The 23,507-nt window shown below is 42.8% G+C and carries 22 protein-coding genes, 1 other RNA gene, 1 pseudogene and 1 riboswitch; of the genes and pseudogenes, 17 read left to right on the top strand and 7 right to left on the bottom strand.

Annotated features, from left to right (window positions below; all coding sequences use genetic code 11):
* Positions 1-3: 3 nt before the first annotated feature.
* The 3 genes from ABWP14_RS08680 to lptF form a co-directional block, all read right to left on the bottom strand.
* A complete protein-coding gene (locus ABWP14_RS08680) occupies positions 4-945 on the bottom strand; it encodes a CysB family HTH-type transcriptional regulator (RefSeq protein ID WP_353202572.1) in 942 nt (313 codons plus the stop codon).
* 62 nt (positions 946-1,007) lie between these two features.
* On the bottom strand, positions 1,008-2,162 hold the full coding sequence (gene lptG / locus ABWP14_RS08675; protein WP_353202571.1) for an LPS export ABC transporter permease LptG: 1,155 nt from the start codon (positions 2,160-2,162) through the stop codon (positions 1,008-1,010).
* 8 nt (positions 2,163-2,170) lie between these two features.
* The gene (gene lptF / locus ABWP14_RS08670; protein WP_353202570.1) at positions 2,171-3,286 is read right to left on the bottom strand and encodes an LPS export ABC transporter permease LptF; all 1,116 of its coding nucleotides are present in this window, start codon (positions 3,284-3,286) and stop codon (positions 2,171-2,173) included.
* A gap of 154 nt (positions 3,287-3,440) precedes the next feature.
* Here lptF and ABWP14_RS08665 point away from each other — a divergent pair, with 154 nt between their 5' ends.
* The 6 genes from ABWP14_RS08665 (at position 3,441) to ABWP14_RS08640 (ending at position 10,546) form a co-directional block, all read left to right on the top strand.
* A complete protein-coding gene (locus ABWP14_RS08665; RefSeq protein WP_502930165.1) occupies positions 3,441-5,045 on the top strand; it encodes a leucyl aminopeptidase in 1,605 nt (534 codons plus the stop codon).
* A gap of 30 nt (positions 5,046-5,075) precedes the next feature.
* Complete coding sequence (locus tag ABWP14_RS08660; RefSeq protein WP_353202568.1) at positions 5,076-5,543, top strand: DNA polymerase III subunit chi; 468 nt, start codon at positions 5,076-5,078, stop codon at positions 5,541-5,543.
* Positions 5,543-6,346, top strand: a complete 804-nt coding sequence (lgt, locus tag ABWP14_RS08655) for a prolipoprotein diacylglyceryl transferase (protein WP_353202567.1) — start codon at positions 5,543-5,545, stop codon at positions 6,344-6,346. Before ABWP14_RS08660 ends, lgt begins: the two co-directional genes overlap by 1 nt.
* Positions 6,347-6,576: 230 nt before the next feature.
* Complete coding sequence (locus tag ABWP14_RS08650) at positions 6,577-7,881, top strand: malonyl-CoA decarboxylase domain-containing protein (RefSeq protein ID WP_353202566.1); 1,305 nt, start codon at positions 6,577-6,579, stop codon at positions 7,879-7,881.
* A 127-nt stretch (positions 7,882-8,008) separates the two neighbouring features.
* Positions 8,009-8,992: a Bug family tripartite tricarboxylate transporter substrate binding protein gene (locus tag ABWP14_RS08645; RefSeq protein WP_353202565.1), complete on the top strand. Its 984-nt coding sequence runs from the start codon at positions 8,009-8,011 to the stop codon at positions 8,990-8,992.
* Positions 8,993-9,022: 30 nt separating this feature from the next.
* A complete protein-coding gene (locus ABWP14_RS08640) occupies positions 9,023-10,546 on the top strand; it encodes a malonate--CoA ligase (protein WP_353202564.1) in 1,524 nt (507 codons plus the stop codon).
* Between the two features lie 6 nt (positions 10,547-10,552).
* On the opposite strand, the gene ABWP14_RS08635 is transcribed toward ABWP14_RS08640, so the two are convergent.
* The 4 genes and pseudogenes from ABWP14_RS08635 to ABWP14_RS08620 all read right to left on the bottom strand — a co-directional run bounded on the left by ABWP14_RS08635 (position 10,553) and on the right by ABWP14_RS08620 (position 12,173).
* Entirely contained in the window at positions 10,553-11,371 is an 819-nt protein-coding gene (locus ABWP14_RS08635) for a sulfite exporter TauE/SafE family protein (protein ID WP_353202563.1), read from the bottom strand.
* Positions 11,372-11,590: non-coding RNA, 6S RNA (gene ssrS, locus ABWP14_RS08630), on the bottom strand. It lies immediately after the preceding gene.
* A gap of 99 nt (positions 11,591-11,689) precedes the next feature.
* Positions 11,690-11,911: pseudogene (locus ABWP14_RS08625) on the bottom strand (cell division protein ZapA); the annotation flags it as partial.
* On the bottom strand, positions 11,886-12,173 hold the full coding sequence (locus ABWP14_RS08620) for a hypothetical protein (protein WP_353202562.1): 288 nt from the start codon (positions 12,171-12,173) through the stop codon (positions 11,886-11,888). The gene ABWP14_RS08620 and the pseudogene ABWP14_RS08625, both read right to left, overlap by 26 nt.
* A 109-nt stretch (positions 12,174-12,282) precedes the next feature.
* Here ABWP14_RS08620 and ABWP14_RS08615 point away from each other — a divergent pair, with 109 nt between their 5' ends.
* The 11 genes from ABWP14_RS08615 (at position 12,283) to ABWP14_RS08565 (ending at position 23,506) form a co-directional block, all read left to right on the top strand.
* Complete coding sequence (locus ABWP14_RS08615; RefSeq protein WP_353202561.1) at positions 12,283-12,543, top strand: CDGSH iron-sulfur domain-containing protein; 261 nt, start codon at positions 12,283-12,285, stop codon at positions 12,541-12,543.
* Positions 12,544-12,571: 28 nt separating this feature from the next.
* A riboswitch (cobalamin riboswitch) is annotated at positions 12,572-12,787 on the top strand.
* 137 nt (positions 12,788-12,924) lie between these two features.
* Positions 12,925-14,832: a TonB-dependent receptor domain-containing protein gene (locus ABWP14_RS08610; RefSeq protein ID WP_353202560.1), complete on the top strand. Its 1,908-nt coding sequence runs from the start codon at positions 12,925-12,927 to the stop codon at positions 14,830-14,832.
* 6 nt (positions 14,833-14,838) lie between these two features.
* Positions 14,839-16,170, top strand: a complete 1,332-nt coding sequence (locus ABWP14_RS08605) for a cobyrinic acid a,c-diamide synthase CobB (RefSeq protein WP_353202559.1) — start codon at positions 14,839-14,841, stop codon at positions 16,168-16,170.
* Positions 16,167-16,745, top strand: coding sequence for a bifunctional adenosylcobinamide kinase/adenosylcobinamide-phosphate guanylyltransferase (cobU, locus tag ABWP14_RS08600; RefSeq protein ID WP_353202558.1), 579 nt, complete (start codon positions 16,167-16,169; stop codon positions 16,743-16,745). The genes ABWP14_RS08605 and cobU overlap by 4 nt, the downstream gene beginning before the upstream one ends.
* The gene (locus ABWP14_RS08595; protein WP_353202557.1) at positions 16,745-17,632 is read left to right on the top strand and encodes an ABC transporter substrate-binding protein; all 888 of its coding nucleotides are present in this window, start codon (positions 16,745-16,747) and stop codon (positions 17,630-17,632) included. Before cobU ends, ABWP14_RS08595 begins: the two co-directional genes overlap by 1 nt.
* Positions 17,629-18,648: a FecCD family ABC transporter permease gene (locus tag ABWP14_RS08590; RefSeq protein ID WP_353202556.1), complete on the top strand. Its 1,020-nt coding sequence runs from the start codon at positions 17,629-17,631 to the stop codon at positions 18,646-18,648. Before ABWP14_RS08595 ends, ABWP14_RS08590 begins: the two co-directional genes overlap by 4 nt.
* Positions 18,645-19,424 (top strand): ABC transporter ATP-binding protein, encoded by a 780-nt coding sequence (locus ABWP14_RS08585; protein ID WP_353202555.1) that lies wholly within the window; start codon positions 18,645-18,647, stop codon positions 19,422-19,424. Before ABWP14_RS08590 ends, ABWP14_RS08585 begins: the two co-directional genes overlap by 4 nt.
* 33 nt (positions 19,425-19,457) lie before the next feature.
* On the top strand, positions 19,458-20,027 hold the full coding sequence (gene cobO / locus ABWP14_RS08580; RefSeq protein WP_353202554.1) for a cob(I)yrinic acid a,c-diamide adenosyltransferase: 570 nt from the start codon (positions 19,458-19,460) through the stop codon (positions 20,025-20,027).
* Between the two features lie 32 nt (positions 20,028-20,059).
* Positions 20,060-21,019 (top strand): adenosylcobinamide-phosphate synthase CbiB, encoded by a 960-nt coding sequence (cbiB, locus tag ABWP14_RS08575; protein WP_353202553.1) that lies wholly within the window; start codon positions 20,060-20,062, stop codon positions 21,017-21,019.
* Entirely contained in the window at positions 21,012-22,049 is a 1,038-nt protein-coding gene (locus ABWP14_RS08570; RefSeq protein ID WP_353202552.1) for an aminotransferase class I/II-fold pyridoxal phosphate-dependent enzyme, read from the top strand. The genes cbiB and ABWP14_RS08570 overlap by 8 nt, the downstream gene beginning before the upstream one ends.
* Positions 22,046-23,506, top strand: coding sequence for a cobyric acid synthase (locus tag ABWP14_RS08565; protein ID WP_353202551.1), 1,461 nt, complete (start codon positions 22,046-22,048; stop codon positions 23,504-23,506). Before ABWP14_RS08570 ends, ABWP14_RS08565 begins: the two co-directional genes overlap by 4 nt.
* The last annotated feature ends 1 nt before the right edge of the window (position 23,507 follow it).

The following is a 23,507-nucleotide window of genomic DNA, read 5'->3' as shown; positions in this document are numbered from 1 at the left end:
GTCCTAAATTTCATAGGTCTCTGATTCATTATTCATCGCCTGCTCAACAATTTTCTTGGTGAGCGTTGGGGAGAATAGCTCAATGAAGGTGTAAACAAAGGAGCGAAGATAAGCGCCTTGCTTTACTCCAAGATGGGTAACGTTATTGCCAAATAAGTGTCCGACAGGAATTACCTTAAGATTACGATCTTTATCAGCGTCGTATGCAAGTCCAGCAACAATGCCTACACCAATGCCGACTTCTACATAGGTTTTAATAACATCGGCATCGATCGCTTCAAGAATAATGTCTGGACTTAAACTGCGTTGCGCAAAGGCTGCATCAATTTTACTTCGACCAGCAAATGCTTTGTCGTATGTGATGATTGGATACTTAGCAATCTCTTCTAAGTTGATAGTGGCTTGATTGAGTAGGGGGTGACTTAAGGGCACCATTAGGACGTGCTGCCATTGATATCCTGGCAAAGCGAGTACACCCGGAGTATTAGCAATACCTTCAGTGGCAATCGCAATGTCAGCGTGATCATGCATGAGAAGCTCAGCAATTTGGCCTGGGCTACCTTGCTGAATACTCACACGTACTTTTGGAAAGCGCTTGGTAAATTCTGTGAGGACTTTAGGCAGCGCGTAGCGCGCCTGGGTATGAGTTGTTGCGATGACAAAATTGCCTTGATCTTGACTAGCAAAGTCTTTACCTACTCGCTTGAGAGTTTCTACTTCATCCAGAATTCGTTCAATTGAAATTAAAATACGTTTACCTGGTTCTGTGAGGGAGCGAATGCGCTTACCGTGACGACGGAATATTTCAACGCCTAACTCGTCCTCTAGTTCAATAATGGCTTTAGAGACTCCTGGTTGGGACGTAAAAAGTGCTTTTGCAGCCGAGGTGAGGTTGAAGTTTTGTCGAACCGCTTCTCTCACAAAGCGGAATTGGTGGAGATTCATCTTGATTCCTGTCTATATATCTACAAAGATATAGGAATTAAATTCTAAATGAATTTTAGGTATTAAGCCTTGGAAACCCTTCGAAGTCCTACCAGGGCCAAGAATAAAAACAATAATGGCGGCATCAGGGCTGTAATGAGTGCGGGCCATGAACCTAAGAGTCCAACATTGGAGAAGAGTGAGTTGAAGAGTTGAAAACCCATCCCGAGCATGATGCCGCCAAACACTTTAATACCAATACTGCCAGCACGCACCTTAAGATAAGCAAACGGCAATGCCAAAGCGAGCATCACATAAATAATGAACGGGTAAATCACTTTTTTCCAAAAAGCGATCGAGTGACGTTGAATATCTTGTTTATTGTCTTGTAAGTGGGTAATGAAGCGACCTAAACTGAGAATCGACATTTTTTCTGGGGTGACAAGTAACACATTGAGAATCTGAGGGGTTATATCAGATTCCAAGGTGACTTTAGTGTGCTTTTGCGTTTGAGCTGTGAAAGCAGGATCTAATGGATCAGAGTACTTAGTTTCTTTAAAGTGAGTCTCAGTAACGTCGTTCAGAACCCAAGTGCCTGATTCATCAAAGTGCCCCGAAGCGGCGTTCCTAATGGAGAGTAGATGAAAGACATCATCAAACTCATACATTCGGATATTACGAATTTCATTATCTTTATCAATTTTCCCAACGTTCACATAACGCACACCAGGTCGAATAGGGCCATTGCCATTTTGATCACGCAGTCGATCTTTTACCCAGACACCAGTTTTAAATTGTGATGAGAAAGAAGAGCCTAAAGCCTTCATGCGAATTTGATCAGATTTTGCTTCAGAGTAAGGGCCTACATATTCGCTCATGACCAAAGTAAGCAAAATGAGTGGTACAGATATTTTCGCAAGGGTGATCAATCCCCGTTTCACATCTAATCCGGCGATCCTTAAAATCGTAAATTCGGATTGACTTGCTAGCATTGAAAATACATAAATACTGCCGATTAAGGTAGCAATGGGAATAATTTCTGAGATGCGACTGGGTGCCTTCAGAAGGACATGAAGTAACACTAAAGGAAGGGTATATTGCCCCTGGACTGAGCCAAGCTCACTTAAGATGTCAAAGAATAAAAATAATGCTACTAAAGCAAACAAAATAAAGCCAAAAGTTGCGTAAATTTGCTTGGCTAAATACCGTTCGAAGATATAAGGAAAAAAAAGTTTCATGTTGAGGCTTAATTTTTCCCAAGCGCAGCAGGTAACTGTCGACGCCACCATTTAATAGAGGGATTGATACGATTACGAATCAATATAGTTGCAATAATGAGCGCTAGTAAGTGGATTGGCCAAATACCCACGAATACATTCACCTTACCTTGTGCAACAAAGTTCTGAGTTAAGTTCAGCAGGTTGCTATAGATCAGGTAAACCAATACCGCATAGAACATGGCTGTATAGCTACCTAATCTTGGGTTGACATAGGCTAGTGGAATAGCAATTAAAACTAAACCTAAAGCCATCAAAGGTAGGCCAATACGCCACAAAAGCTCCGCACGATTTGGGTTTTCAGCTTTGGGGTTTGGGTCATTCAATAGCTCGGTGATCGTCTTTTCTCGATCTCGCGGTGCAGGCGCCAGAGCATTCTTACTACGGATTTTGGTAGTGTATTCGTTAAATTCTAGAATCCTAAAGTTAGGCTCGCTAGGATTGCCTTCATAGCGGCGACCATCATTTAGAACGATTGATTTCTCACCATCTTCACCATTTTGAATATAGCCTGAAGAAGCTACAGCAATGCTCAGACGCCCATTTTTGGTATCTGCCACAAATATATTTTTTACTGCACTTTTATCGATATCCAGCTCTTCAATAAAAAAGACCCGTTCAGCTTTAGCCGATTCTTTAAATTGACCGGCAGTTACCATGGAGATATCGTCACGCTGCTGAAAGCGCTGACTAATGAGCGTAGATTCTCGATTAGCCCAAGGCCAAACAAAGAGCGCCAATAAAGCAATGATGATGATGATGGGAATAGCAAACTGTAGAATCGGACGCATTAGGTTGGTGACACTCAGACCGCTGGCAAACCATACAATCATTTCTGAATCTTTGTACCACCGCACCAAAACAATTAAAGTGGCTACAAATAGTGAGACGGTTAATATGACGGCCAAATACCCTAAAGTCGCAAGGGCGATTAAAACCAGCGCATCTTCTGGGTTGACTGCGCCATTGGCCGCATAACCCAAGATACGAATCACTAGGGAGGTAATCATGATTGTGACCAGCACCAAGAAGACTCCACCAGTGGTGAAGCTGAGTTCGCGGCGAAGGGCTTTTTTAAAAATCATGAGGTGCGATGAGCTTGGTCTTTAGTAGGTTTCGGTGCTGGTAAATGGCTTATATTAGTGCTGATACGGAGGTTCCCCTCATGTCGGAGGATAATGGATAAACATCTCTTTATCCCCTTGAATTTACTTATAAATAACGCAATAAATTATGACCATTCAATTTAGTACCAAGATTTTCCCTCAAGCTGACCTGGGGAGCCAAAAATCTCTTAAATCTAGCCTGAAAAGCCTATTGGCTCAAAGCACCGATTGTCTGATCTTAGCTTATTCAAAGGTAGATCTAGATAGTTTTGGGGGAAGTAAGGCCGCCAAAACCAAGTCTGGTTTTTTGGCAGAGCTTGATCAATTATTAGGTGGTTCAGTGAACCATGCCAATGTGGTGGGCGATCTAGATTCCAAGCAAGCCTCTATATGTGTTTTCAGGTCTGAAAAAAGATGGGTTACGAATGAGGTTAAAGCGAAACGCGTTTTGTTAGTGGGTTTAGGAGATTTACAGCTTACTAGCGAGCGTACCTTGATCTCATATTCCAAGATTGCCCGTGCCGCATTAAAGGTGCTTAGTGGCAATGCTATTAAGGATGCTATTTGGTTTGTCCCTAGCTTTTCACTAACGCATCAGGGCAGTTTCATTACTGATGAAGTGCGTTTGACGATTCAGTATGCGGGTGATCAAGCCTATCGATTTGGTGTTCGTCAGCCCGCTATGAAATTTAAAGCGAAAGATCACCCAGACACATTTAAGCATTTAGTGTTTGCTGGTAACGATGCTTGTAGTAAAGAATTAAAAGAAGCTGTTGCTCAAGGTGTTGCCATGGTTGAAGGTATGAATTTGGCAAAAGACTTAGGAAATCTGCCGCCCAATATTTGTACGCCAAGCTATTTAGGAAAGGCTGCGCAAGGACTCACCAAGAAGGTGGGCCTTAAGGTTGAGGTATTAGGTCTTAAGCAAATTGAAGCATTGGGTATGGGTTCTTTTTTATCTGTTGCTAAAGGCTCTGATACTCCGCCGCAATTTATTGTGATGCGCCATCAAGGCGGTAAAGCTGGTGAAGCCCCAATCGTATTGGTTGGTAAAGGCATCACATTTGATACCGGTGGAATTTCTCTCAAGCCTGGTGAGGCTATGGATGAGATGAAATACGACATGTGTGGCGCCGCTTCAGTCATTGGCACGATGTATGCCGCCGCCCTAATGAAGTTAAAGAAGAATGTGATTGGCGTGGTCCCAACTTGCGAGAACATGCCTTCAGGTAGCGCAACCCGCCCTGGCGATATTGTGAAAAGCATGTCTGGTCAGACCATAGAGATTCTTAATACTGATGCTGAAGGTCGCTTGATTTTGTGTGATGCCTTAACTTATGTGGAGCGCTTTAAACCAAAGGTAGTGATTGATGTTGCTACCTTGACTGGCGCTTGCATTATTGCTTTAGGTCATGTACACAGCGGATTATTTTCTGACGATGAGGCTCTTGTAAATGCTTTAACCAAAGCAGGTAAAGCGTCTTTAGATACCGTATGGCGTTTACCTTTAGATGCTGCTTACCACGAGCAACTCAAGTCTAATTTTGCGGATGTCGCTAACATTGGTGGACGTCCTGCTGGAAGTGTGACTGCTGCTTGTTTTTTATCTCGCTTTACAGAGAAATATCATTGGGCACATTTGGATATTGCCGGCACAGCTTGGAAAAGTGGCGCAGCAAAAGGATCTACTGGGCGTCCAGTTCCCTTACTCCTCAATTACCTGATTGAACAAAGCTAAGTCTGGGATAAGGTGCTTAGTTAAATCATCATGGCGCGTATCGATTTTCACAGCAACGTTGCTGACAAACTCCAATATGCATGTCGTCTTACTCGGCGTATTTGGAGTGATACGCCCAGCGGTCAGCCAGTTCGGCAAATTGTGATGGTGGGAGAAAAGGCAGATCTTAAAAAATTGGATGAGTTGCTGTGGACCTTTAGTACTACAGATTTTTTACCCCATTGCTTTATTGATGATGAAGCCGCTACTGAAACGCCTATTGTGCTGACTGATGATTTTGCTTCTCCAGCCTTAAATCACATTTCGCATGCAGACATCATGATTCATTTAGGTATGCGAATGCCCCAAGATGTACCTACCTTAGTGGCGCGTTTTCCTAGAATTATTGAACTTGTTACAGTCAATGAAGCAGAGCGACTGGCTGGGCGCGAGCGTTATAAAGCATATCGAGAATTAGGACACGAATTACATAACTTTGATCAATCTAAGAGCGCTTAATGTTGATTCATCCTGAGATTGATCCAGCAGCAATCCGAATCGGATCTTTTGCCATTCATTGGTATGGGGTGATGTATCTCTTAGCCTTTGCACAATTTTTATTGTTAGGCAGATTGCGCATTCGGGCGCCGCGCTATCAAGCATTAGCTTGGACTTATAAAGATCTAGAAGATCTTCTATTTGCTGGAGTATTGGGGGTAGTCTTAGGTGGCCGAATCGGCTATAGCCTCTTTTATATGCCAGGGTATTATCTGGCGCATCCTTTAGATATTCTCAAAATTTGGGAAGGTGGCATGTCTTTCCATGGCGGACTATTAGGCGTGCTACTAGCGTTGTATTGGTTTGCACGTAAACGTAAAACTTCTTTCTTTGTGGTGAGTGATTTAGTAGCCCCTTTAGTGCCATTTGGTTTGGCTTTCGGGCGTCTTGGAAACTTCATTAATGGCGAGCTTTGGGGTAGACCAACAGATCTGCCCTGGGCAATGGTGTTCCCTATGGTTGATTCCATACCAAGGCACCCTTCGCAGGTTTACCAGTTCTTCGGTGAAGGTGTTCTGCTAGGCATCGCATTGTGGATCTATTCTGGCAAACCTCGCCGTGTTGGACAAGTTTCTGGTTTCTTCTTGCTAGGCTATGGAATTTTTCGCTTTATGGCTGAATATGCCCGCGAGCCTGATACTTTTCTGGGGCTCCTGGGACTTGGGCTCTCAATGGGTCAATGGCTGTGTATTCCCATGATTATTTTTGGCATTTATCTTCTGACTATTTTTAAATCTAAGACAGCATCAGTATTTAGGGGATAAAGCTTCCTTTCTATGTTGAATGAAGAAGTCACACTCCGTAAACTAGAAATACTCTGCTCATTTGTAAAGACTGGAAGTCTTTCAAAAGCTGCAGATGAAGCCCACATGTTGCATCGCAATAATCAATGAACTATCCTCTTTTTGTAGTCTAATGATTAGCATAAAGTTGATAGATATACATTCGTTTTGCTAAGCGATTAATCGCTAACCCCTTTCTTTGAAAGAGTTTCATGCTTGAAAAGCTTGCAAAAGCCCGCTATTTTTCACGCCTCACTGGGGCTGTAAATCGTCTCACATCTGAGCGAGGAGAATCAAATGCTGTCAGCATGGCAAATGAGGTGATTCATAACTATCGTAAGCTATCTAAAGATCAGCATGTCAAATTTTTTACGTTCTTATTTGAAAAGCTCAACCCTGATCCAACAGCAGTGATGACTGCCGCACAACATTTTGCAGTAGAAGCAAATGCACGAAATTACATTAACTTACAGCGCGTTGCTGAACCCCCAAGACAGGAATTATTTCGTCGTCTGAATCGTGCAAGTGATGGCACAGGAGCTTTAGTAGAAATGCGCCGAGACTTATTGCAATTATTAGATAAGCAGCCTGAGTTAACTGCGGTTGATTTTGATTTACGCCACTTACTATCTTCTTGGTTTAATCCCGGCTTTCTAAAAATGCACCGGGTGGATTGGAAGTCACCAGCAGAGGTCTTGGAAAAGCTAATTCAACATGAGGCGGTGCATGCTATTGATGGTTGGGATGACTTGCGCAGGAGGCTGCAGCCGGATCGCAGATGTTTCGCATTTTTTCATCCGCAATTGCCCCATGAACCCCTGATATTCGTTGAGGTTGCGCTGTTACCTGAAATTCCAGCGATCGTCATGCCTTTGGTTGATAAAAAGGCAGAGACCATGCATCAAGCATCTCAATATAAAGTTGCAGCTTTTTACTCGATTAGTAACTGCGAGCCTGGTTTACGTGGTGTATCGATGGGCAATTTTTTAATCAAGCGGGTTGCAGAGCAATTGCATGCGGAGTTCCCCAGTTTAAAAACCTTTGTCACACTTTCTCCTATTCCTGGATTCATAGATTGGATCGCTGCTGGCGCTGATATTAGCGATCAAAAATCAGGTACACAACTTAAGCCTGCGATTCGAACTGCGCGAGATCAGGCATTAGAAGCGATGGGCCTGAACCATCACTCTTGGCCTGAGCGTTTAAATGCTGGTTGGCATCCTGATAATGCAACTCAAAAAGAAAAATCAGCCTTGTTATGCTTAGCCAGTCTTTATTTGGGCCTGGGTTCAGCCGGAAGAAATGGTAACCCTGTGGCTAAGTTTCACTTGAGTAACGGCGCCAGATTACATCAAATCAATTGGGCTGGCGACCTATCCCGTAAGGGTTTGCGCCAATCTGCTTCGCTAATGGTGAATTATTTATATGATCTTTCTTCAGTGGAGGAGAACCATGAGCGTTTTACCCAGGGAGAAATTGATTATTCTCGCGCAGTAGGGCGTTTAATGACGCCATAAATGCTGTGCGGATAAGTTTGGATGATGAGGTGCCGTTAAGACGTAAAATGAACGAAATCTGAATTAGCTTTATAAAACCCGCAGTAAATAAACAAGCCAATAAAAATGGCAAACGAAGGAGACAGATATGACTAAGCAAGTAAATCTAAATGGATTGCTCAAGAAAGTACTGGTAATACTATGCGCAAGCCCATTGATTGCACTGGCCCAAGAGTGGCCCAACAAACCAATCACCTTTATAAATCCGTTTCCGGCTGGTGGTGGAACAGATGCCTTTGCAAGACCTTTAGCGGCTCAATTGACAGAGCAACTCGGAAAGCAGATTCTCATCGATAACCGAGGTGGTGCTGGCGGTACAGTAGGTGCATCTGTTGCCGCAAAAGCTGCCCCTGATGGCTATACCTGGTTTGTTGGGGCGTCACATCACACGATTGCGCCATCCATGTATAAAAATTTGGACTACGATATAGAGAAGAATTTCATCCCAGTTGCGATGATAGCGAACGTGCCGCAAGTATTGGTAGTGAATCCTAGCCGTGTCAGTGCTCGTAATGCAAAAGAATTCGAGCAATTAATGAAAAAAAATCCAGGCAAATATAATTATGCAAGCGCTGGTAGTGGTACTGTGCATCACCTTGCTGGCGAGTTATATAAAATTCAGACAGGCACCTTTATTACTCATATTCCATATCGGGGTGCTGGCCCAGCAATGAATGATTTACTGGCAGGGCAAATTGATCTTGAATTTGATGGTCTAGCAACTTCTGCTCCTCAAATTAATGCGGGTAAATTGGTGGCAATCGCTGTAGCCTCAAACAAACGTAGTTCTGCTATCCCAAATGTCCCGACATTCCAAGAGGCTGGATTACCTGACTATCTCGTTTCAACTTGGTACTCTCTTTTTGCGCCTGCTGGCACTCCAAAACCGATCGTCGATAAGATGATTGTAGAAGTCCAAAAGGCACTAAATACTCCAAAAATGAAATCAATTTGGGAAAAGAACGGTTCAGATACACCTAACTTGACCGGTGATGCTTTTGGTAAGCTAGTGAGTGCAGATATTGCTCGCTGGAGCGCTGTGGTGAAAAAGTCGGGCGCAACGCTTGACTAATCAATAGTATTTTTTGATTTTGAGGCTCTAATGAATTTGTATTCGCTATTGGAAAAAGGTTTTCCAAGAGATAAGAAAGCATGTGCTCTAGAAACACACGATGGTTTGTACTACTCATGGAGTGATCTAGAGCGGGCCACTGCAAAGATGGCTAACCTGCTGAAGAGCCTTAAACTTCCTGCTGGTTCAAGGATTGCGGTTCAGGTGGAAAAATCACCTGAAGCGCTTTTCTTGTATCTGGCAACCATTCGCGCAGGATATGTTTATCTCCCCTTAAATACCGCTTATCAAGCAGCTGAGATCCAATACTTTATTGAGAATGCAGAACCCGCAGTGCTTGTTTGCAGTAGTAAGCATTTTTCATGGGTCTCAAAAGTCGCGTTTAAAGCAGGCACTAAACATGTGTTTACCTTAGATGAGGATCGCAAAGGTACCCTACTAGACCGTGCTGCACATCTGAGCGATCAATTTAAAACAGTTCCCGCAAAAGATGATGACCTAGCTGCAATTTTGTATACGTCTGGCACAACAGGGCGCAGCAAGGGTGCCATGCTGACTCATCAAAATCTGGGAAGCAATGCTCAGGTATTGCAAAAGTTTTGGGCTTGGAAAAAAGGGGATGTACTCCTGCATGCTCTTCCTATCTTTCATGTCCATGGTTTATTTGTCGCAGCCCATGGTGCATTGATTAATGGCAGCAAAATGATTTGGTTACCACGCCTAGATACTGCTCAGCTGATTAAACATATGCCAGCCTCAACGGTGATGATGGGCGTGCCCACTTTCTATGTACGCCTGTTGGCTGATAAAGGCTTTAATAAGCAGGTAGCACGCAATATGCGTTTATTTATTTCTGGTTCTGCGCCACTGTTAACTGAAACATTTAATACGTTTAAGCAAGTGATTGGCGAGCCGATTCTAGAGCGTTATGGCATGAGTGAAACCGTCATGTTGGTCTCTAATCCCTACAAAGGTAATCGAATAGGTGGCTCAGTTGGCTTGCCGCTACCTGGTGTTAAGGTGCGCGTTGTCAATGACAATATCAAACCCTGTGGCGTTGATGAAATCGGCAATATTGAAGTCAAGGGTCCGAACGTCTTTAAGGGTTACTGGCGGATGCCGGAGAAAACTGCAGAAGAATTTACTAAAGATGGTTGGTTCAAAACTGGTGACGTTGGTCGCTGGGGTGGCGATGCAAATGGTGGTAAAGCACCAAAAGATTATCTTTGTATTGTGGGGCGCAGTAAGGACCTGATTATTTCTGGTGGATATAACGTGTATCCAAAAGAAATCGAAAGTTTCATCGATGATATGGATGGCGTTGATGAGAGTGCGGTAATTGGTATTCCACATCCGGACTTTGGTGAAGCGGTGATGGCGGTAGTTGTACCAAAAGCAGGTGCAAAGCTCAATGCTGAGGTGATGATTGCGACCTTGAAATCTCAGATCGCCAACTTCAAGATCCCGAAGCGTTTAGAAATCGTTGCAGACTTACCTCGAAATGCGATGGGAAAAGTACAAAAGAATATCCTGCGTCAGCAATATACGACGTAATCGTATTTAGAAACCAAATGCCTTGCGGCTCTCATTAAACATGAAGACTGCAAGGAAAATGAGCATAACACCAAAGATGCGCTTTAACTGAGCAACATTCAGTTTGCGTGCCATCTTGGCGCCTAAGGGAGCCGTAAAGATGCTGACGGCGACAATGCAAGCTACTGCAGGCAGGTAAATGAATCCTAAGGAACCGGGTGGCAGATTGGGATTACCCCAGCTGCCATACATATAACCAATCGTGGCCGCTACTGCAATTGGAAAACCAAGCCCAGATGAGCTGGCCATGGCGATATGGGGTTTGACATTGCACCAGAGCATGAAGGGTACTGTAATGAATGCGCCACCTGCTCCAACTAGGCTTGATAAAGTGCCTGCAAATGCACCAAAGGAAACTAAACCCAATGAACCCGGCAATTCTCTTCCAGGCTTAGGTTTTTTATTGATAATCATTTGAGCTGATGAATAGACGAGAAATGTTGCAAAAAAGAGCGAGAGCCATGAGGTATTCAGAGCTTCAAAGATTTCACTACCGCCAACTAGGCCGCCAATTACCAAGCCTGGACTAAATGATTTCACTAAAGACCAGTCGATCGAGCCATGCTTGTGATGTGCCGAAATGGCAGAGGTAGTTGTAAAAAGAATGGTAGCCATGCCTGAAGCAATAGCCATATGAACAATGATGCTTTGATCAAAGTGCAGGTGGTTGAAAACCAAAATCATGAAGGGCACCAAAATCATGCCACCACCAATACCGAGTAGGCCGGCTAAAAATCCGGTGATGCCGCCGCACAATAGCAGCATCGCAATATCACTTAGTAACATGAATTCCCCGCCTTAGCCGCTAGGCCGTCATCCTGAACCCTAAGGTTCATGGTGGAACGGCTACTCTGCTTTGGGTGCATTAAGAGACTCAGGGAGTGACCAGCTCGAGGCTGACACTGTGAATCTTCGAAACGCTCACGCCCGCAAGGTAAAGATCGTTCCGGATGCTTGCGCATCGGTTCAAGGAACTATTGGCCTTGGCGAACCAGGCAGGGAAAGGGATTGCATCAAGCCATCTACTTGATCTTCTAATGCATGAATTTCTGCTTGAAGGCGAGCAACTTCGTTGCTATTAGCGTTAGAGGACGCACTGGATGGCGATGGTGTGCTTTGGAGTTTAATCAGATCCCCTGCAATTTTTAGTGCTGCCATCATACTGGCGCGCTCTATACTCCGATTGCCACCATTAATCGCCAATTTAATTTGTTCATCAACTAAAACGCAAGCTGCACGCAATAGTGGCTCATGTTCTGTACTAGTAGACAGGGTAATCTTTTGGCCGGCGAGAGTTACTTCAATGCGTTGTTGGCTCACTATCATCCTCTGGCGTATTAGGTGGAGTTACTTCATTCAGTAAATTCAGCTGGCGTCCATCACCCTGATCGGGCAGACGACTCAAAATATGTTGAATGCGTTTTTGCGCATCTTCAATTTTACCTTGCAGTTGGGTGCGGTTTTGATGAAGTTCCTTAACTGCTTCAGTAATGAGCTGAACTTTTTCGGATAAGCGTTTGACAGATGCATTGACTGCATCTAGGTCAGCTCTGTTATCACCTAGGGAAAATTGGTTTTGCTCGCTCATCTTGGTATTGTAGCCCTGTAAAACATAGGAGTGGAACCCCGCGCTTGAGTTATACAGTTCATTAAAATAGCTGGATAATGTGCCAGTCAAATAGAATACAAGGGGCATAGTGAAGGCAAAAATTGCTCAATTGGGCCCATTTCTGACTGAAATTGATGCTCATAATGTTTACAAATGGTGCGCTTGCGGTAATAGTCAGACTCAACCATTTTGCGATAACTCCCATATTGATATGGGCTTCCAGCCAGTCAAATTCTCTGCTTTAGAGAGCAAAAAGGTATATTTTTGCGGCTGTAAACAAACGTCTAAGCAGCCATTTTGCGATGCCACGTGTGTGCGTCTGCAAAAGAGTCTAGAGGCTCCCGCATAATTTTAAGGCGCATTTATTAGCGTTTAAGTTACACTAACAGAGTTGATAGTGCTCATCTTTCCATTTTTGAAAGATAGTTAAACGGGAAATTGGAGCTCCAAAAAGTAGTCACCATGCTGTCCCCGCAACGGTAAGTGAGTGCACTTTTAGTGCAGGAATTTCAGTACCACTGAACAGTCATGTTTGGGAAGGTTAAATTCTGATACTCATTAGCCCGGATACCGGCTTCAACAGGTTGGAAATACGAACGAGGATTTTCGTGTGCCAGTGAGATGCCTGAGGCTGTATTGCAGGCACGAATTGACACATCTAGGCTCAATTCTGTTTTCTTTTAAGCGATCCAACGGGGAGAGTTGGGTGGCGGCCTTACCTGGATTTATCATGAAAACTTACATAAGAGTACTTGCCCTTTTATCCTGCCTTGGGCTAACCATTTCTGAGGTAGTAATTGCACAATCAGTGTCAGTTGATAATATTGCTGATGCTGTTAAGCCAATTATCGTGACTGCTACACGGTATGGGGTATCTTCAAATGATGTACTTGCTGACTATGGCTATATAGGTCCTGAGGAGATAGCACGTGCTGTGCAATCAAGCTTGCCAGAGTTACTTCAGCAACAAAGAGGTGTACAAATTCAAACCTATGGAGGAAGCGGTGGATTGGCTAGCGTCTACTTAAGAGGCTCAGCCAATAACCAGGCGCTTGTGCTGATTGACGGAGTGCGCACTGAATCCTCAACTTTGGGTGGTGCAGTTTGGAGCACTATCCCAGTAGCGCTCATTGATCATATTGAAATCATTTTTGGCCCACAAAGCACTTTCTATGGTGCCGATGCACTGGGTGGCGTTATCCAAATTTTTACTAAAAAAGGTGAGGGCCCAACCCAATTCTCAGCATCATCAGGATACGGTAGTTATGGAACCACCATTAACAATGCGAGTATTTCAGGCTCGACTGATGATGCCAACAAAATAAGATATTCATTAGGAGTGAGCCAGGAGAATTCAGCTGGATTTAATACTGTTGCAAGTAATAATCCATCATATAAGCGTTATCCTAATAGCTCATCTGCTTATACGCGTGAAGGATTTATGAGTCAGCTCTCTCAGGATTGGGGAGTTGGTCAGGAGTTCGGGCTCAAAGTTTTAGCAACACGTGATTCCTATCAATACCCAGGTTACAGCGGAGTTTATAGAGTTCCCGAAATGAATCAGCAAGTAGGAAACTTGTTTGTTGGATCTATTTACTCCAAAAATCAGATTACGAAAAATTGGCAAAGTCTGTTGCAGATTTCAAACTCAACAAATAATGCACAAAGCATTACAAGCGCTGCCAATGACCCAATTAATACCCCGCAAAATGACTTTTTATGGCAAAACGATATTCGATTAGGGGATGACATTCTTCAAGTCTTGGGAGAGCGTCGAATACAGTATGTCAACGCAAATTACTCAAAGAGCGTAACTGGTTTATCAAATAACACGAGCTTATATACTAGTAGAACCACTGATTCCGTGGCGGCCTCATATCAGCTCAAACGCGGCGTTAATTTACTGACAGCTGCACTAAGAAACGATGTTATTTCAAATTATGGTTCACAAACTACTGGTAGTGTTGCTTATGGTTATTTTTTCACTAAGGAACTAAGAGCAAATATCAATTACGGGACGGGATTCCGCGCCCCAACTTTTAATGATTTGTACTACCCTGGATATGGAAATCCAAACGTTCAGCCTGAAACCAATAAAAACGTTGAGGGAGGGCTTCATTACGAAGGAAAGATCTACGATCTTCATGCAGTTGTTTATCAAAATCAAATACAAAATTTAATTATTGCATTGCCATGTAATTATCAATCAAGCGGATATTGCCCAACTAATTTTGCAAAAACTCGTATTACTGGCGGTTCTTTTGGCGCAAATGCCCGCCTTGAGGCGCTTACTCTCCGAACCTCCTATGATTTAATGAACGCAATTAATGCGGGGACAGGGTTACAGTTGCCATATAGGGCAAAAAATACTGCAAATATCGGAGCAGACTATCGTTTTGTTAAATCTGATTTAGGTGTAAATCTAACGCTTGCAGGAGTCCGTTATGCAAATGCATCTAATACTCAGGCAATGGGCGGATATGCGTTGATGAACTTATATGCCAGTCATGAGCTCACGCCTGAATGGTCGGTATTTGCAAAATGGAACAATGTATTTAATGCCCAATATCAATTGTCTTATGGATACTTAACTCCGGGCTCAAATGTATTTGTTGGGCTAAGATACTCAGGAAAATAAATTCATATGTCCGCTACTCAGGCATGTCCAGCAATTTTTATTTCTGCACCTGCTTCTGGTCAGGGGAAAACGACTATTACTTGTGGAATTGCGCGGATGCTTGCGCGTAAGGGGATGAAAATTCGGGTCTTTAAATATGGGCCTGATTTCATTGATCCTTATTGGCTGCAGATGGCTAGTAACCATCCAGTCTATCAGTTAGATATGTGGATGACAGGATCTGAATATTGCAAAAGTCGACTATATAAAGCGGCTCAAGATGCTGATCTAATTTTGATTGAAGGTGCAATGGGTTTGTATGATGGTGAACCAAGTGCTGCAGAACTTGCCCTTCATTTTAAAATCTCTATTCTTGCAGTAATCGATGCAAGCTCTATGGCAGGCACATTTGGTGCCCTAGCTCACGGTCTTAAGACTTATGTTGAAGGATTACCTTGGGCGGGGGTATTAGCAAATCGTGTTGCGACTGAGGGTCACGCCCTAATGCTAAGGTCTGCAATTCGTGATGAAGACGATTGGAATGGCGCCGTGTTTCGTAATGCTGATCTAGAAATGCCTGAGCGGCACCTTGGTTTAGTTATAGCCGATGAGTTGGAGGATGGTTTGCAGAGGATTGAAGCTTTTGCTGATGCGCTAGAAAACACTGAGCTAGCAAAAATGAATATCTCTGCATTTAGTAAGTGGAATGTAGAATTTGAACTACCAAATGAACTTATTTCTATTAAGCCGCTGTTGCTAGGAAAAACAATTGCTATTGCAAGAGATAAAGCATTTTGCTTTATTTATGAGGCCAATTTAGAGGCTTTGAGATTATTAGGTGCTGAGATCGTATTTTTTTCTCCTATGGAAGATGCCCAAGTCCCTAAGTGCGATGCTTTATGGCTTCCCGGAGGATATCCAGAGCTTTACACGGATGCTCTTTATGGCAATGTTGCCATGCGAAAAAGCATTGAAAATCTACTCAATCAAGATATTCCAATATGGGCCGAATGTGGAGGAATGATGTGTTTATTTCAGGAGATTGTTTCGGCTGACGGCATTAGTCATCCCATGTGGGGATTTTTGGGTGGGTCGGTTTTAATGCAACAAAAATTAGGTGGTTTAGGGGCTCAATTTTTTGAGTTCGATGAAGGGATATTGCGTGGCCATACTTTTCATTACTCTATATGTAAAACAGACTTGCCCGTCAAAATCTGTGCCTCTAAAAAAATAAGTAGCGCTTCGTCAGGGGAGGCTTTGTATCAGCTCGGCCCGATTAAGGCGAGCTATTTCCATGCCTGGTTTTCATCAAATTATGAAGCTACAGCATCTCTTTTTCTTGCGAAGAATAGTCTATGAGTTCCAGCGAAATAAGCAGAGCCCATCTTATTCTGGGTGGTCAGAAAAGTGGAAAGTCAGCACACGCTGAATTACTAACGAAAGAATGGCTGTCGCAATCAAATAAAAGGACTGCTGTTCTTGTTGCTACTGCCCAAGCACTAGATGAAGAAATGCATTTAAAAATTAAAAGACATCAAAATGATCGCGCTCAAAAAATTCCGACTATGCTATTGATAGAGGAGCCGACTGATCTAGGTAGAGTTATTAGGGAACAATCATCAGTTAATCATTTGATTGTGATTGACTGCTTAACTATATGGCTGACAAATTTGCTGATGCCACATTCAGAATTAGTTGCTGCAGAGTTTGAGAGTACTTCAGCAGCAATTGATGATCTCCTTAGCGCAGTAAAAAGCGCTCGAGGTCCTATCATATTCGTTAGCAATGAGATTGGTATGGGGGTCATCCCAATGGGTCGTGAAATTCGACAATTTGTAGATGAGCTCGGGATATTGAATCAAAAAATTGCTCGTATTTGTGATGAAGTTACTCTCATGATTGCGGGAGTGCCTTTAGTGATTAAGGGCGTATGATGAAATTTATCTACTTCTGCCTCGCACTGCTTTTTACTAACCCATCTTTTGCGTATGAGGTGGTTGATGATCATGGCATTGTGGTGCAATTTAAAGAGCCACCAAAAAGAATTGTGAGTATGCTTCCATCAATTACAGAGACAGTGTGTATCTTAGGGAAGTGTTCTCAGTTGATTGGGGTGGATCGCTATTCTAATTGGCCTAAAAGTATTTTAAGTCTGCCAAAATTAGGTGGTGGTTTGGATCCAAATGTTGAGGCAATTATTTCCCTCAATCCAGACTTGGTTTTAGTAGGATCGTCTCCTAGGGCAAGTGAGCGACTTAAAAGCCTGGGTGTCCCAGTTTTCTCTATAGATTCAAAAAGCTATTCAGATGTAAAAAGAACAATTGAAAAGTTAGCTCTTATTTTAGGAGTTCCGAAAAGAGAGGCACAAAAAATTTGGGATGATATTGATTTTGGCCTTGAGAAAGCGGCTAAATTATTACCGCCTGACGCTGTGAAAGCAAAGGTTTACTTCGAAGTAAATAGTGCACCTTATGCAGCAGGGCCTACTTCATTTATTGGCGAGACTTTGGGGCGTTTAGGGTTGTCGAATGTTATTCCAGCCTCCTTAGGGCCATTCCCAAAAATTAGCCCTGAATTTGTAGTGAGTTTAAATCCCGATGTGATTATGGTGGGCGATCGAAACTATATAGGTATGAATGATCGCCCTGGATGGTCTCAACTGGATGCACTAAAGAAAGGGAATACTTGCATTTTTAAGGAGAGTGATGCAGACGTCATCATTCGTCCTGGCCCAAGAATGGCTGAAGGTGCAATGGTAATAGTGGATTGCTTGTCCAGTAAAAAAATTTCTACGAAAAATTCTCTTAAATTCATACGATGATTAGTGATGGAAAGTCAGCCTCCAGAGCATTTTTTCTTTGTTTATTACTATTATTTAGTCTAGGCTTAGTGTTGATTCTGTGTGGTATTGCAGTAGGAAGCACGGGGCTGAAAACAGTATTTAACTCACTTTCTGATCCAGTAGCGGCCAAAATAATTTGGCAAATTCGGCTACCGAGGTCCATAGGCGCTTTTTTAGCAGGCGCACTACTTGGCTTGACAGGCGCGATAGCGCAGGGATTGTTTAGAAATCCTTTAGCTGATCCTTATTTGTTGGGTAGCGCTTCTGGAGCTTCTTTTGCAGTTGCTATCAGTCTGATGCTTTTTGGCGGCAGTCCTTTTGCTACTTATTGGTTGGTGCGTCTTGGTTTAACAGGTGCCGCCTTTATTGGCGCTGTACTTGCTGTACTTTTAACTTTAATACTAGCAAGAGGCGCACAAAATTCCTTGCGCTTACTCCTATCAGGAGTCATTGTAGGTGTCATATTTGGTGCAATGAGTTCAATTGTGACGTTGATGTCGCCGGAAATTTTGCAGGCAATGCAGGCGTTTCTTTTGGGCTCTACAGGATTTGTGGGCTGGAATGCTTGTATTGTGATGTTTGGTGCTCTGCTTATATCCTTGATTACCGGAATTCTGTTGAGTAGAGTGTTGGACGGCCTTATTTTAGGAGAAATCACGGCAGTCAGTTTGGGATTGAAATTAGACCTTACTCGAATCGCATTAATTGGAGTAATTTCTTTAGCTACGGGAGCTGCAGTTGCGCAGGTTGGCCTAGTAGCATTTGTGGGATTGGTTTCACCTCATCTCGTACGTTCTCTGATTCGTGTTAATCATTCAAGATTACTATTGCTTTCTGCGATGATGGGTGGTTTAGTGCTGCTTGCAGCAGATGTATTGTCCCGATATCTGATTGCCCCTCAAGAATTACCTGTGGGCGTTTTGACTGCCTTATTGGGCGGAGGATATTTGCTCTGGTTAATGTATGGTGCAAAGGGTAGAAGGGGATTTCAATGAGTCTTGCGTCAAATCAAAGTACCGCTATTCAAGTCTCAGAAGTCTCTGTACTTTTAGGCGCAATTACTGCAGTCGATCAAGTGAGCTTAAAGATCTCTAGTGGCAAGTGGACATCGATTATTGGGCCTAATGGCGCAGGCAAATCAACTTTATTGCGTGTCTTTGCAGGCCTCATTCAGGGATCCTTTCAGACAAGCATATTTGAACAGGACATGCGTCAGTTATCAGCAAAATCGAGGGCAAAACTGATCTCATGGTTAGGTCAGAGTGAAGCCATCAATGGAGATATGTCTGTATATGATTTAGTGATGCTTGGTAGGCTTCCTCATCAGTCATGGATCGGCAGCCCCTCTCAACAGGATCATTTAGCTGTATTGGATGCCCTAAGGCAGGTACAAGCAGATGGTTGGATTAATAGATCGGTAGATGAGCTCTCCGGGGGAGAGCGTCAGAGAGTTTTGATAGCACGGGCCTTGGCTGTTGATGCCCAGATTTTAATGATGGATGAGCCCTTGAATAATCTTGATCCACCTCATCAAGCAGATTGTCTTAATTTAATCAAAGGACTAGTAAATAGCAATAAAACAATAATTACTGTCCTGCATGAAATTTCTTTTGCACTTCATTCAGATGAGATTGTCATTATGGATCAAGGGAGGGTAATTAATCAGAATTCAAGTCAAGATTTGGGCTTGCATCGCGATATTGAAAAGGTATTCGATCAAAGGATAAAGATTTATCCACTCATGGATGATTTCGTCGTTTTATTTAATTAATGCTAGCTACATAGCCAAGGAAAAGAGCAATCTATGGAAATTGAAATTCCACCTACTGAGAAGCCATATGACAAGGCTGAGGGAGAGCGACGGGGGCTAATCATTGTTAATACTGGTGATGGAAAAGGTAAAAGTACTGCAGCTTTAGGTTTGTCTATTCGTGCTCATGGCCGTGGGAAGAAAGTAAAGGTTTATCAGTTTATGAAAGTTCCTACTGCAAGATTTGGGGAGCATCGAGCCTTCGAGGCTATTGGGATTCCCATCGAAGGACTAGGAGATGGTTTTAGTTGGAAGAGTAAGGACCTAGATAATTCAGGCCAATTAGCCAGGGATGGGTGGGAGAAGGCCAAACTAGCGATCCTTTCAGGGGATTATTTTTTGGTTGTGCTCGATGAGATTACCTACCCACTCATTTATGGGTGGCTAGACTTGAATGAGGTGTTAAAAACTTTAAAAGATCGCCCAAAAGAGGTTCATGTCTGCCTTACTGGAAGAAGGTGCCCTCAAGAAATTATTGATATCGCAGATACGGTGACTGAAATGGCAAAAATTAAGCATGCATTTAATGCAGGTATACCCGCACAACGAGGAATCGAAGATTAAGAATAATAAAAAATTATTTGTTGATTAATCATATGGATCAATCTTTCATCCAATTTATTGCACTATCAATGTTGATTGCATTGGCAGTAGATTGGTTTTTCGGCGAGCCTCCAAATTATCTTCATCCAGTAATTGGCATGGGAATTTTTTTAAATTGGGCCGCATCACATTACGCACCTATTTATGCTGAAAAATTTGCCAGAGGATCATATTGGCAGTTACTTAAGGGCACATTACTATGGATACTAGGCGTAACAATTACCATCTCTATTGCAGTCTTCTTTGAATCGATATTCGAGTCTTTTAATCTCTATCTACATAGCTTTTTAACGGGCGTCCTTTTGAGTACTCTGCTTTCCTGGCGCATGTTAAGGAATGAAGTGTTAGCTGTTTCTTTTGCCTTGGATCAATCCTTGGATCAAGGTAGGGAGCGGATTAGTCGGTTGGTGAGTCGTAATGTTAAATCCTTAACGGATACTCAGGTTCGAGAGAGTGCCATTGAAACTCTTTCCGAGAACTTAAATGACTCTGTTATTGCGCCATTATTTTGGTTTGCTATTGGCGGCTTGCCAGCAGCCGCGCTCTATCGCTTCGCAAATACTGCTGATGCTATGTGGGGATACAGAACATCAAAAAACGGTTTTTATTGGGAGTGGTTTGGAAAATTTGCTGCAAAAGTCGATGATATTTTGTCGTGGATTCCTGCAATTTTGACGGCCTTATTGATTTTTTTAATCGGCAGAGTATCTTTTTTTCGGGCATTGCTGTCTGAATCAAGAAAGACTCCATCACCAAATGGTGGATGGCCTATGGGCGCTATGGCATTGGTTTTAGGTCTCAAGTTAAGTAAGCCTGGGATTTATGAATTAAATCCTCAAGGTAGGGTGCCCAATGCTGATGATATTCAAGGGGCCTGTCGCATTGGTGACAAAATTATCATATTTCTTTCTTTACTTTGCGGCCTATTATTAATTGGGATTCTTTTTGAATAATCTTGATCACATGGTGCCCTCTAAGCGCATTCACGGAGGGCCCGATCGTGCAGGGGTACCCGCCCATGATTTTTCTAGTAATGCAAATATTGTGGGTGCCCCGCATTTCGTATTGAACGCAATCCAGCAAACAAGCTTTCGATATTATCCTGATCCTGAATACGTCAAACTACGACAATGTTTAGCAACTAAGCACCAAGTTGATTCAGAGCGAATATTGATTGCGGGAAGTGCAAGTGAGTTCATTTATCGAGTGACTGCTTATGTTGCAAGAAAATCTTTACAGGATGAATCGAATTTGCCCCCAATAGTTTGGTTTCCAGAATATTGCTATGGGGATTACCAGAATGCAGCAGACACATGGCAGTTTGTCAGTACCAAAAATATTATGGAAGCAGATTTAGTTTGGCTTTGTGATCCATCAAGTCCACTTGGGCGATCCATAGAGGGAATTAACAATCTTGTCGCCTCCTTGAGGTCCGAGCAAATTGCAGTTTTAGATCTTGCGTATGAGCCATTGAGACTGGAGGGGCATTTAGCTTTAAATCAGTCCGAATTAGATTTGGTATGGCAGATGTGGTCACCTAATAAGGCGCTAGGTATAACGGGAATTAGGGGTGCATATATTATCGGCCCCACTAATTCACAGAAATTAATTCAAGAGCTAAATTCTATGGCTAGCTCATGGGTCTTAGGTGCTCATGGAGTTGGAATGTTATCTATATGGGCGGATAGTCGATCTCAAGACTGGCTAAATCAATCTCTGGATATTTTGCGTGACTGGAAGGTCAGGCAGATTGAGGTATGCAAGCAGATTGGCTGGTTACCATTGCATAGTGTTAGCAATTTCTTTTGCGTCAATCCACAGAGGACAAATTTATTTGAATTTCAGTCGCACTTAAGACGTCACGCTATTAAGTTACGAGATACTAGCTCTTTTGGCTTGGCTGATCATTTCCGCATGGCTGTTATGTCACCTGCAACGCAGTCAAAATTTTTAGATGCAGTCATATCGATTGGAAAAGAATGACAGCCAAGTGCATTATGGTCTTAGGCACCTCAAGCGGAGCTGGAAAAAGCTGGATTGCCACAGCATTGTGTCGGATATATGTGCAGCTTGGGTATAAAGTTGCGCCTTTTAAAGCGCAGAATATGAGTAACAATGCTCGTGTAGTTGGCATCGGAATTCATCAGGGAGAGATTGGATCTGCTCAATATTTCCAGGCATTGGCTGCAAATGTAGAGCCCATTGTGCAAATGAATCCTGTTCTTCTTAAGCCTGAGGCTGACAATAAAAGTCAGGTCATTTTATTAGGTAAGGTAAACCAAGAACTCTCAAAAGTTCCATGGCGGGAGAGATCAGAAAAAGTCTGGCCTGAGATTCAGGCCTCATTAGACTGGTTAGTTGAAAGAAACGATATTGTCGTTATTGAGGGAGCCGGATCACCCGCTGAAATTAATTTGATGTCTAGCGATATTGTGAATATGAGAGTTGCGCGCCATGTAGGTGCACGCTGCTTGATAGTCACAGATATAGATCGCGGCGGAGCATTTGCCCATCTTTATGGAACCTGGATGTTACTTGGAGAAGAGAATCAATCCCTTATTTCAGGTTTTCTGTTAAATAAATTTAGGGGTGACGCTAAGTTACTATCGCCAGGACCTGAGAAATTAAGCGAATTATGTGGGGTTCCGGTTATAGCGGTTGTACCTATGTTGCCTGATCACGGATTACCTGAGGAGGATGGTGTGTTCGATGCAAATTTAATTGCTAGGAACAACGCAACCTTTAGTATTGCTATTGTTGTTTATCCCCATATAAGTAATCTAGATGAATTTCAGGCATTGAAAAATATGTCAAATATAAATTTATCTTGGGTCAAGAGTCCATCCGATATACAGGATGTTGATTTGATTATCCTGCCAGGCTCAAAGCATACGAGCTCAGATTTAAGTTGGTTAAAAAATCAACAGATTGATAAGCGTATTCTTGCTCATGCTAGTGCAGGAAAATCTATTTTAGGAATCTGCGGCGGCCTACAGATGTTGGGCTACTTATTGGAGGATCCCTACTGTATAGATGGCACGGGGGAGGGAGTTCAATTACTCCCAATAAAAACTCGCTTCGAACAGGATAAGCTCGTAAAAAAATCTGAAATAAGGTTTGGTTCTGTACCTGGACTTTGGATGGCCTTATCTTTTCTTGATATTTCTGGCTATGAAATTCATCATGGCAAAACGGAAATAATAGAGATTAATGGCGTGTCCAATACTGCAATTGAGTTATTACCTGATTGTGCTTGGATCAACTCTCAGGGAAATATTTTAGGGATTTATTTACATGGCTTATTTGAAAATGAAAATGTCATTCAAGCTTTATTTAGTAGTGAATCCACCCCCTTAGAAGCAGTCTTTAATAACCTGGCATTGCATCTGCAGCAAAGTATTACGGTTGACCCCGGTTATTTCCAAACCCTTGTCCAGTAGG

It is taken from the genome of Polynucleobacter sp. (genome assembly GCF_040400325.1).
Classification (GTDB): Bacteria; Pseudomonadota; Gammaproteobacteria; order Burkholderiales; family Burkholderiaceae; genus Polynucleobacter.
Note: the sequence above shows the minus strand (reverse complement) of the source record. Positions and strands in the feature narration are given on the sequence as shown.

What these genes read in the sequence shown, in the direction of transcription:
- ABWP14_RS08680 (WP_353202572.1), bottom strand. Translation starts at nt 945, where the DNA reads ATGAATCTCCACCAATTCCGCTTTGTGAGAGAAGCGGTTCGACAAAAC.
- lptG (WP_353202571.1), bottom strand. Translation starts at nt 2,162, where the DNA reads ATGAAACTTTTTTTTCCTTATATCTTCGAACGGTATTTAGCCAAGCAA.
- lptF (WP_353202570.1), bottom strand. Translation starts at nt 3,286, where the DNA reads ATGATTTTTAAAAAAGCCCTTCGCCGCGAACTCAGCTTCACCACTGGT.
- ABWP14_RS08660 (WP_353202568.1), top strand. Translation starts at nt 5,076, where the DNA reads ATGGCGCGTATCGATTTTCACAGCAACGTTGCTGACAAACTCCAATAT.
- lgt (WP_353202567.1), top strand. Translation starts at nt 5,543, where the DNA reads ATGTTGATTCATCCTGAGATTGATCCAGCAGCAATCCGAATCGGATCT.
- ABWP14_RS08650 (WP_353202566.1), top strand. Translation starts at nt 6,577, where the DNA reads ATGCTTGAAAAGCTTGCAAAAGCCCGCTATTTTTCACGCCTCACTGGG.
- ABWP14_RS08645 (WP_353202565.1), top strand. Translation starts at nt 8,009, where the DNA reads ATGACTAAGCAAGTAAATCTAAATGGATTGCTCAAGAAAGTACTGGTA.
- ABWP14_RS08640 (WP_353202564.1), top strand. Translation starts at nt 9,023, where the DNA reads ATGAATTTGTATTCGCTATTGGAAAAAGGTTTTCCAAGAGATAAGAAA.
- ABWP14_RS08635 (WP_353202563.1), bottom strand. Translation starts at nt 11,371, where the DNA reads ATGTTACTAAGTGATATTGCGATGCTGCTATTGTGCGGCGGCATCACC.
- ABWP14_RS08620 (WP_353202562.1), bottom strand. Translation starts at nt 12,173, where the DNA reads ATGAGCGAGCAAAACCAATTTTCCCTAGGTGATAACAGAGCTGACCTA.
- ABWP14_RS08610 (WP_353202560.1), top strand. Translation starts at nt 12,925, where the DNA reads ATGAAAACTTACATAAGAGTACTTGCCCTTTTATCCTGCCTTGGGCTA.
- ABWP14_RS08605 (WP_353202559.1), top strand. Translation starts at nt 14,839, where the DNA reads ATGTCCGCTACTCAGGCATGTCCAGCAATTTTTATTTCTGCACCTGCT.
- cobU (WP_353202558.1), top strand. Translation starts at nt 16,167, where the DNA reads ATGAGTTCCAGCGAAATAAGCAGAGCCCATCTTATTCTGGGTGGTCAG.
- ABWP14_RS08595 (WP_353202557.1), top strand. Translation starts at nt 16,745, where the DNA reads ATGAAATTTATCTACTTCTGCCTCGCACTGCTTTTTACTAACCCATCT.
- ABWP14_RS08590 (WP_353202556.1), top strand. Translation starts at nt 17,629, where the DNA reads ATGATTAGTGATGGAAAGTCAGCCTCCAGAGCATTTTTTCTTTGTTTA.
- ABWP14_RS08585 (WP_353202555.1), top strand. Translation starts at nt 18,645, where the DNA reads ATGAGTCTTGCGTCAAATCAAAGTACCGCTATTCAAGTCTCAGAAGTC.
- cobO (WP_353202554.1), top strand. Translation starts at nt 19,458, where the DNA reads ATGGAAATTGAAATTCCACCTACTGAGAAGCCATATGACAAGGCTGAG.
- cbiB (WP_353202553.1), top strand. Translation starts at nt 20,060, where the DNA reads ATGGATCAATCTTTCATCCAATTTATTGCACTATCAATGTTGATTGCA.
- ABWP14_RS08565 (WP_353202551.1), top strand. Translation starts at nt 22,046, where the DNA reads ATGACAGCCAAGTGCATTATGGTCTTAGGCACCTCAAGCGGAGCTGGA.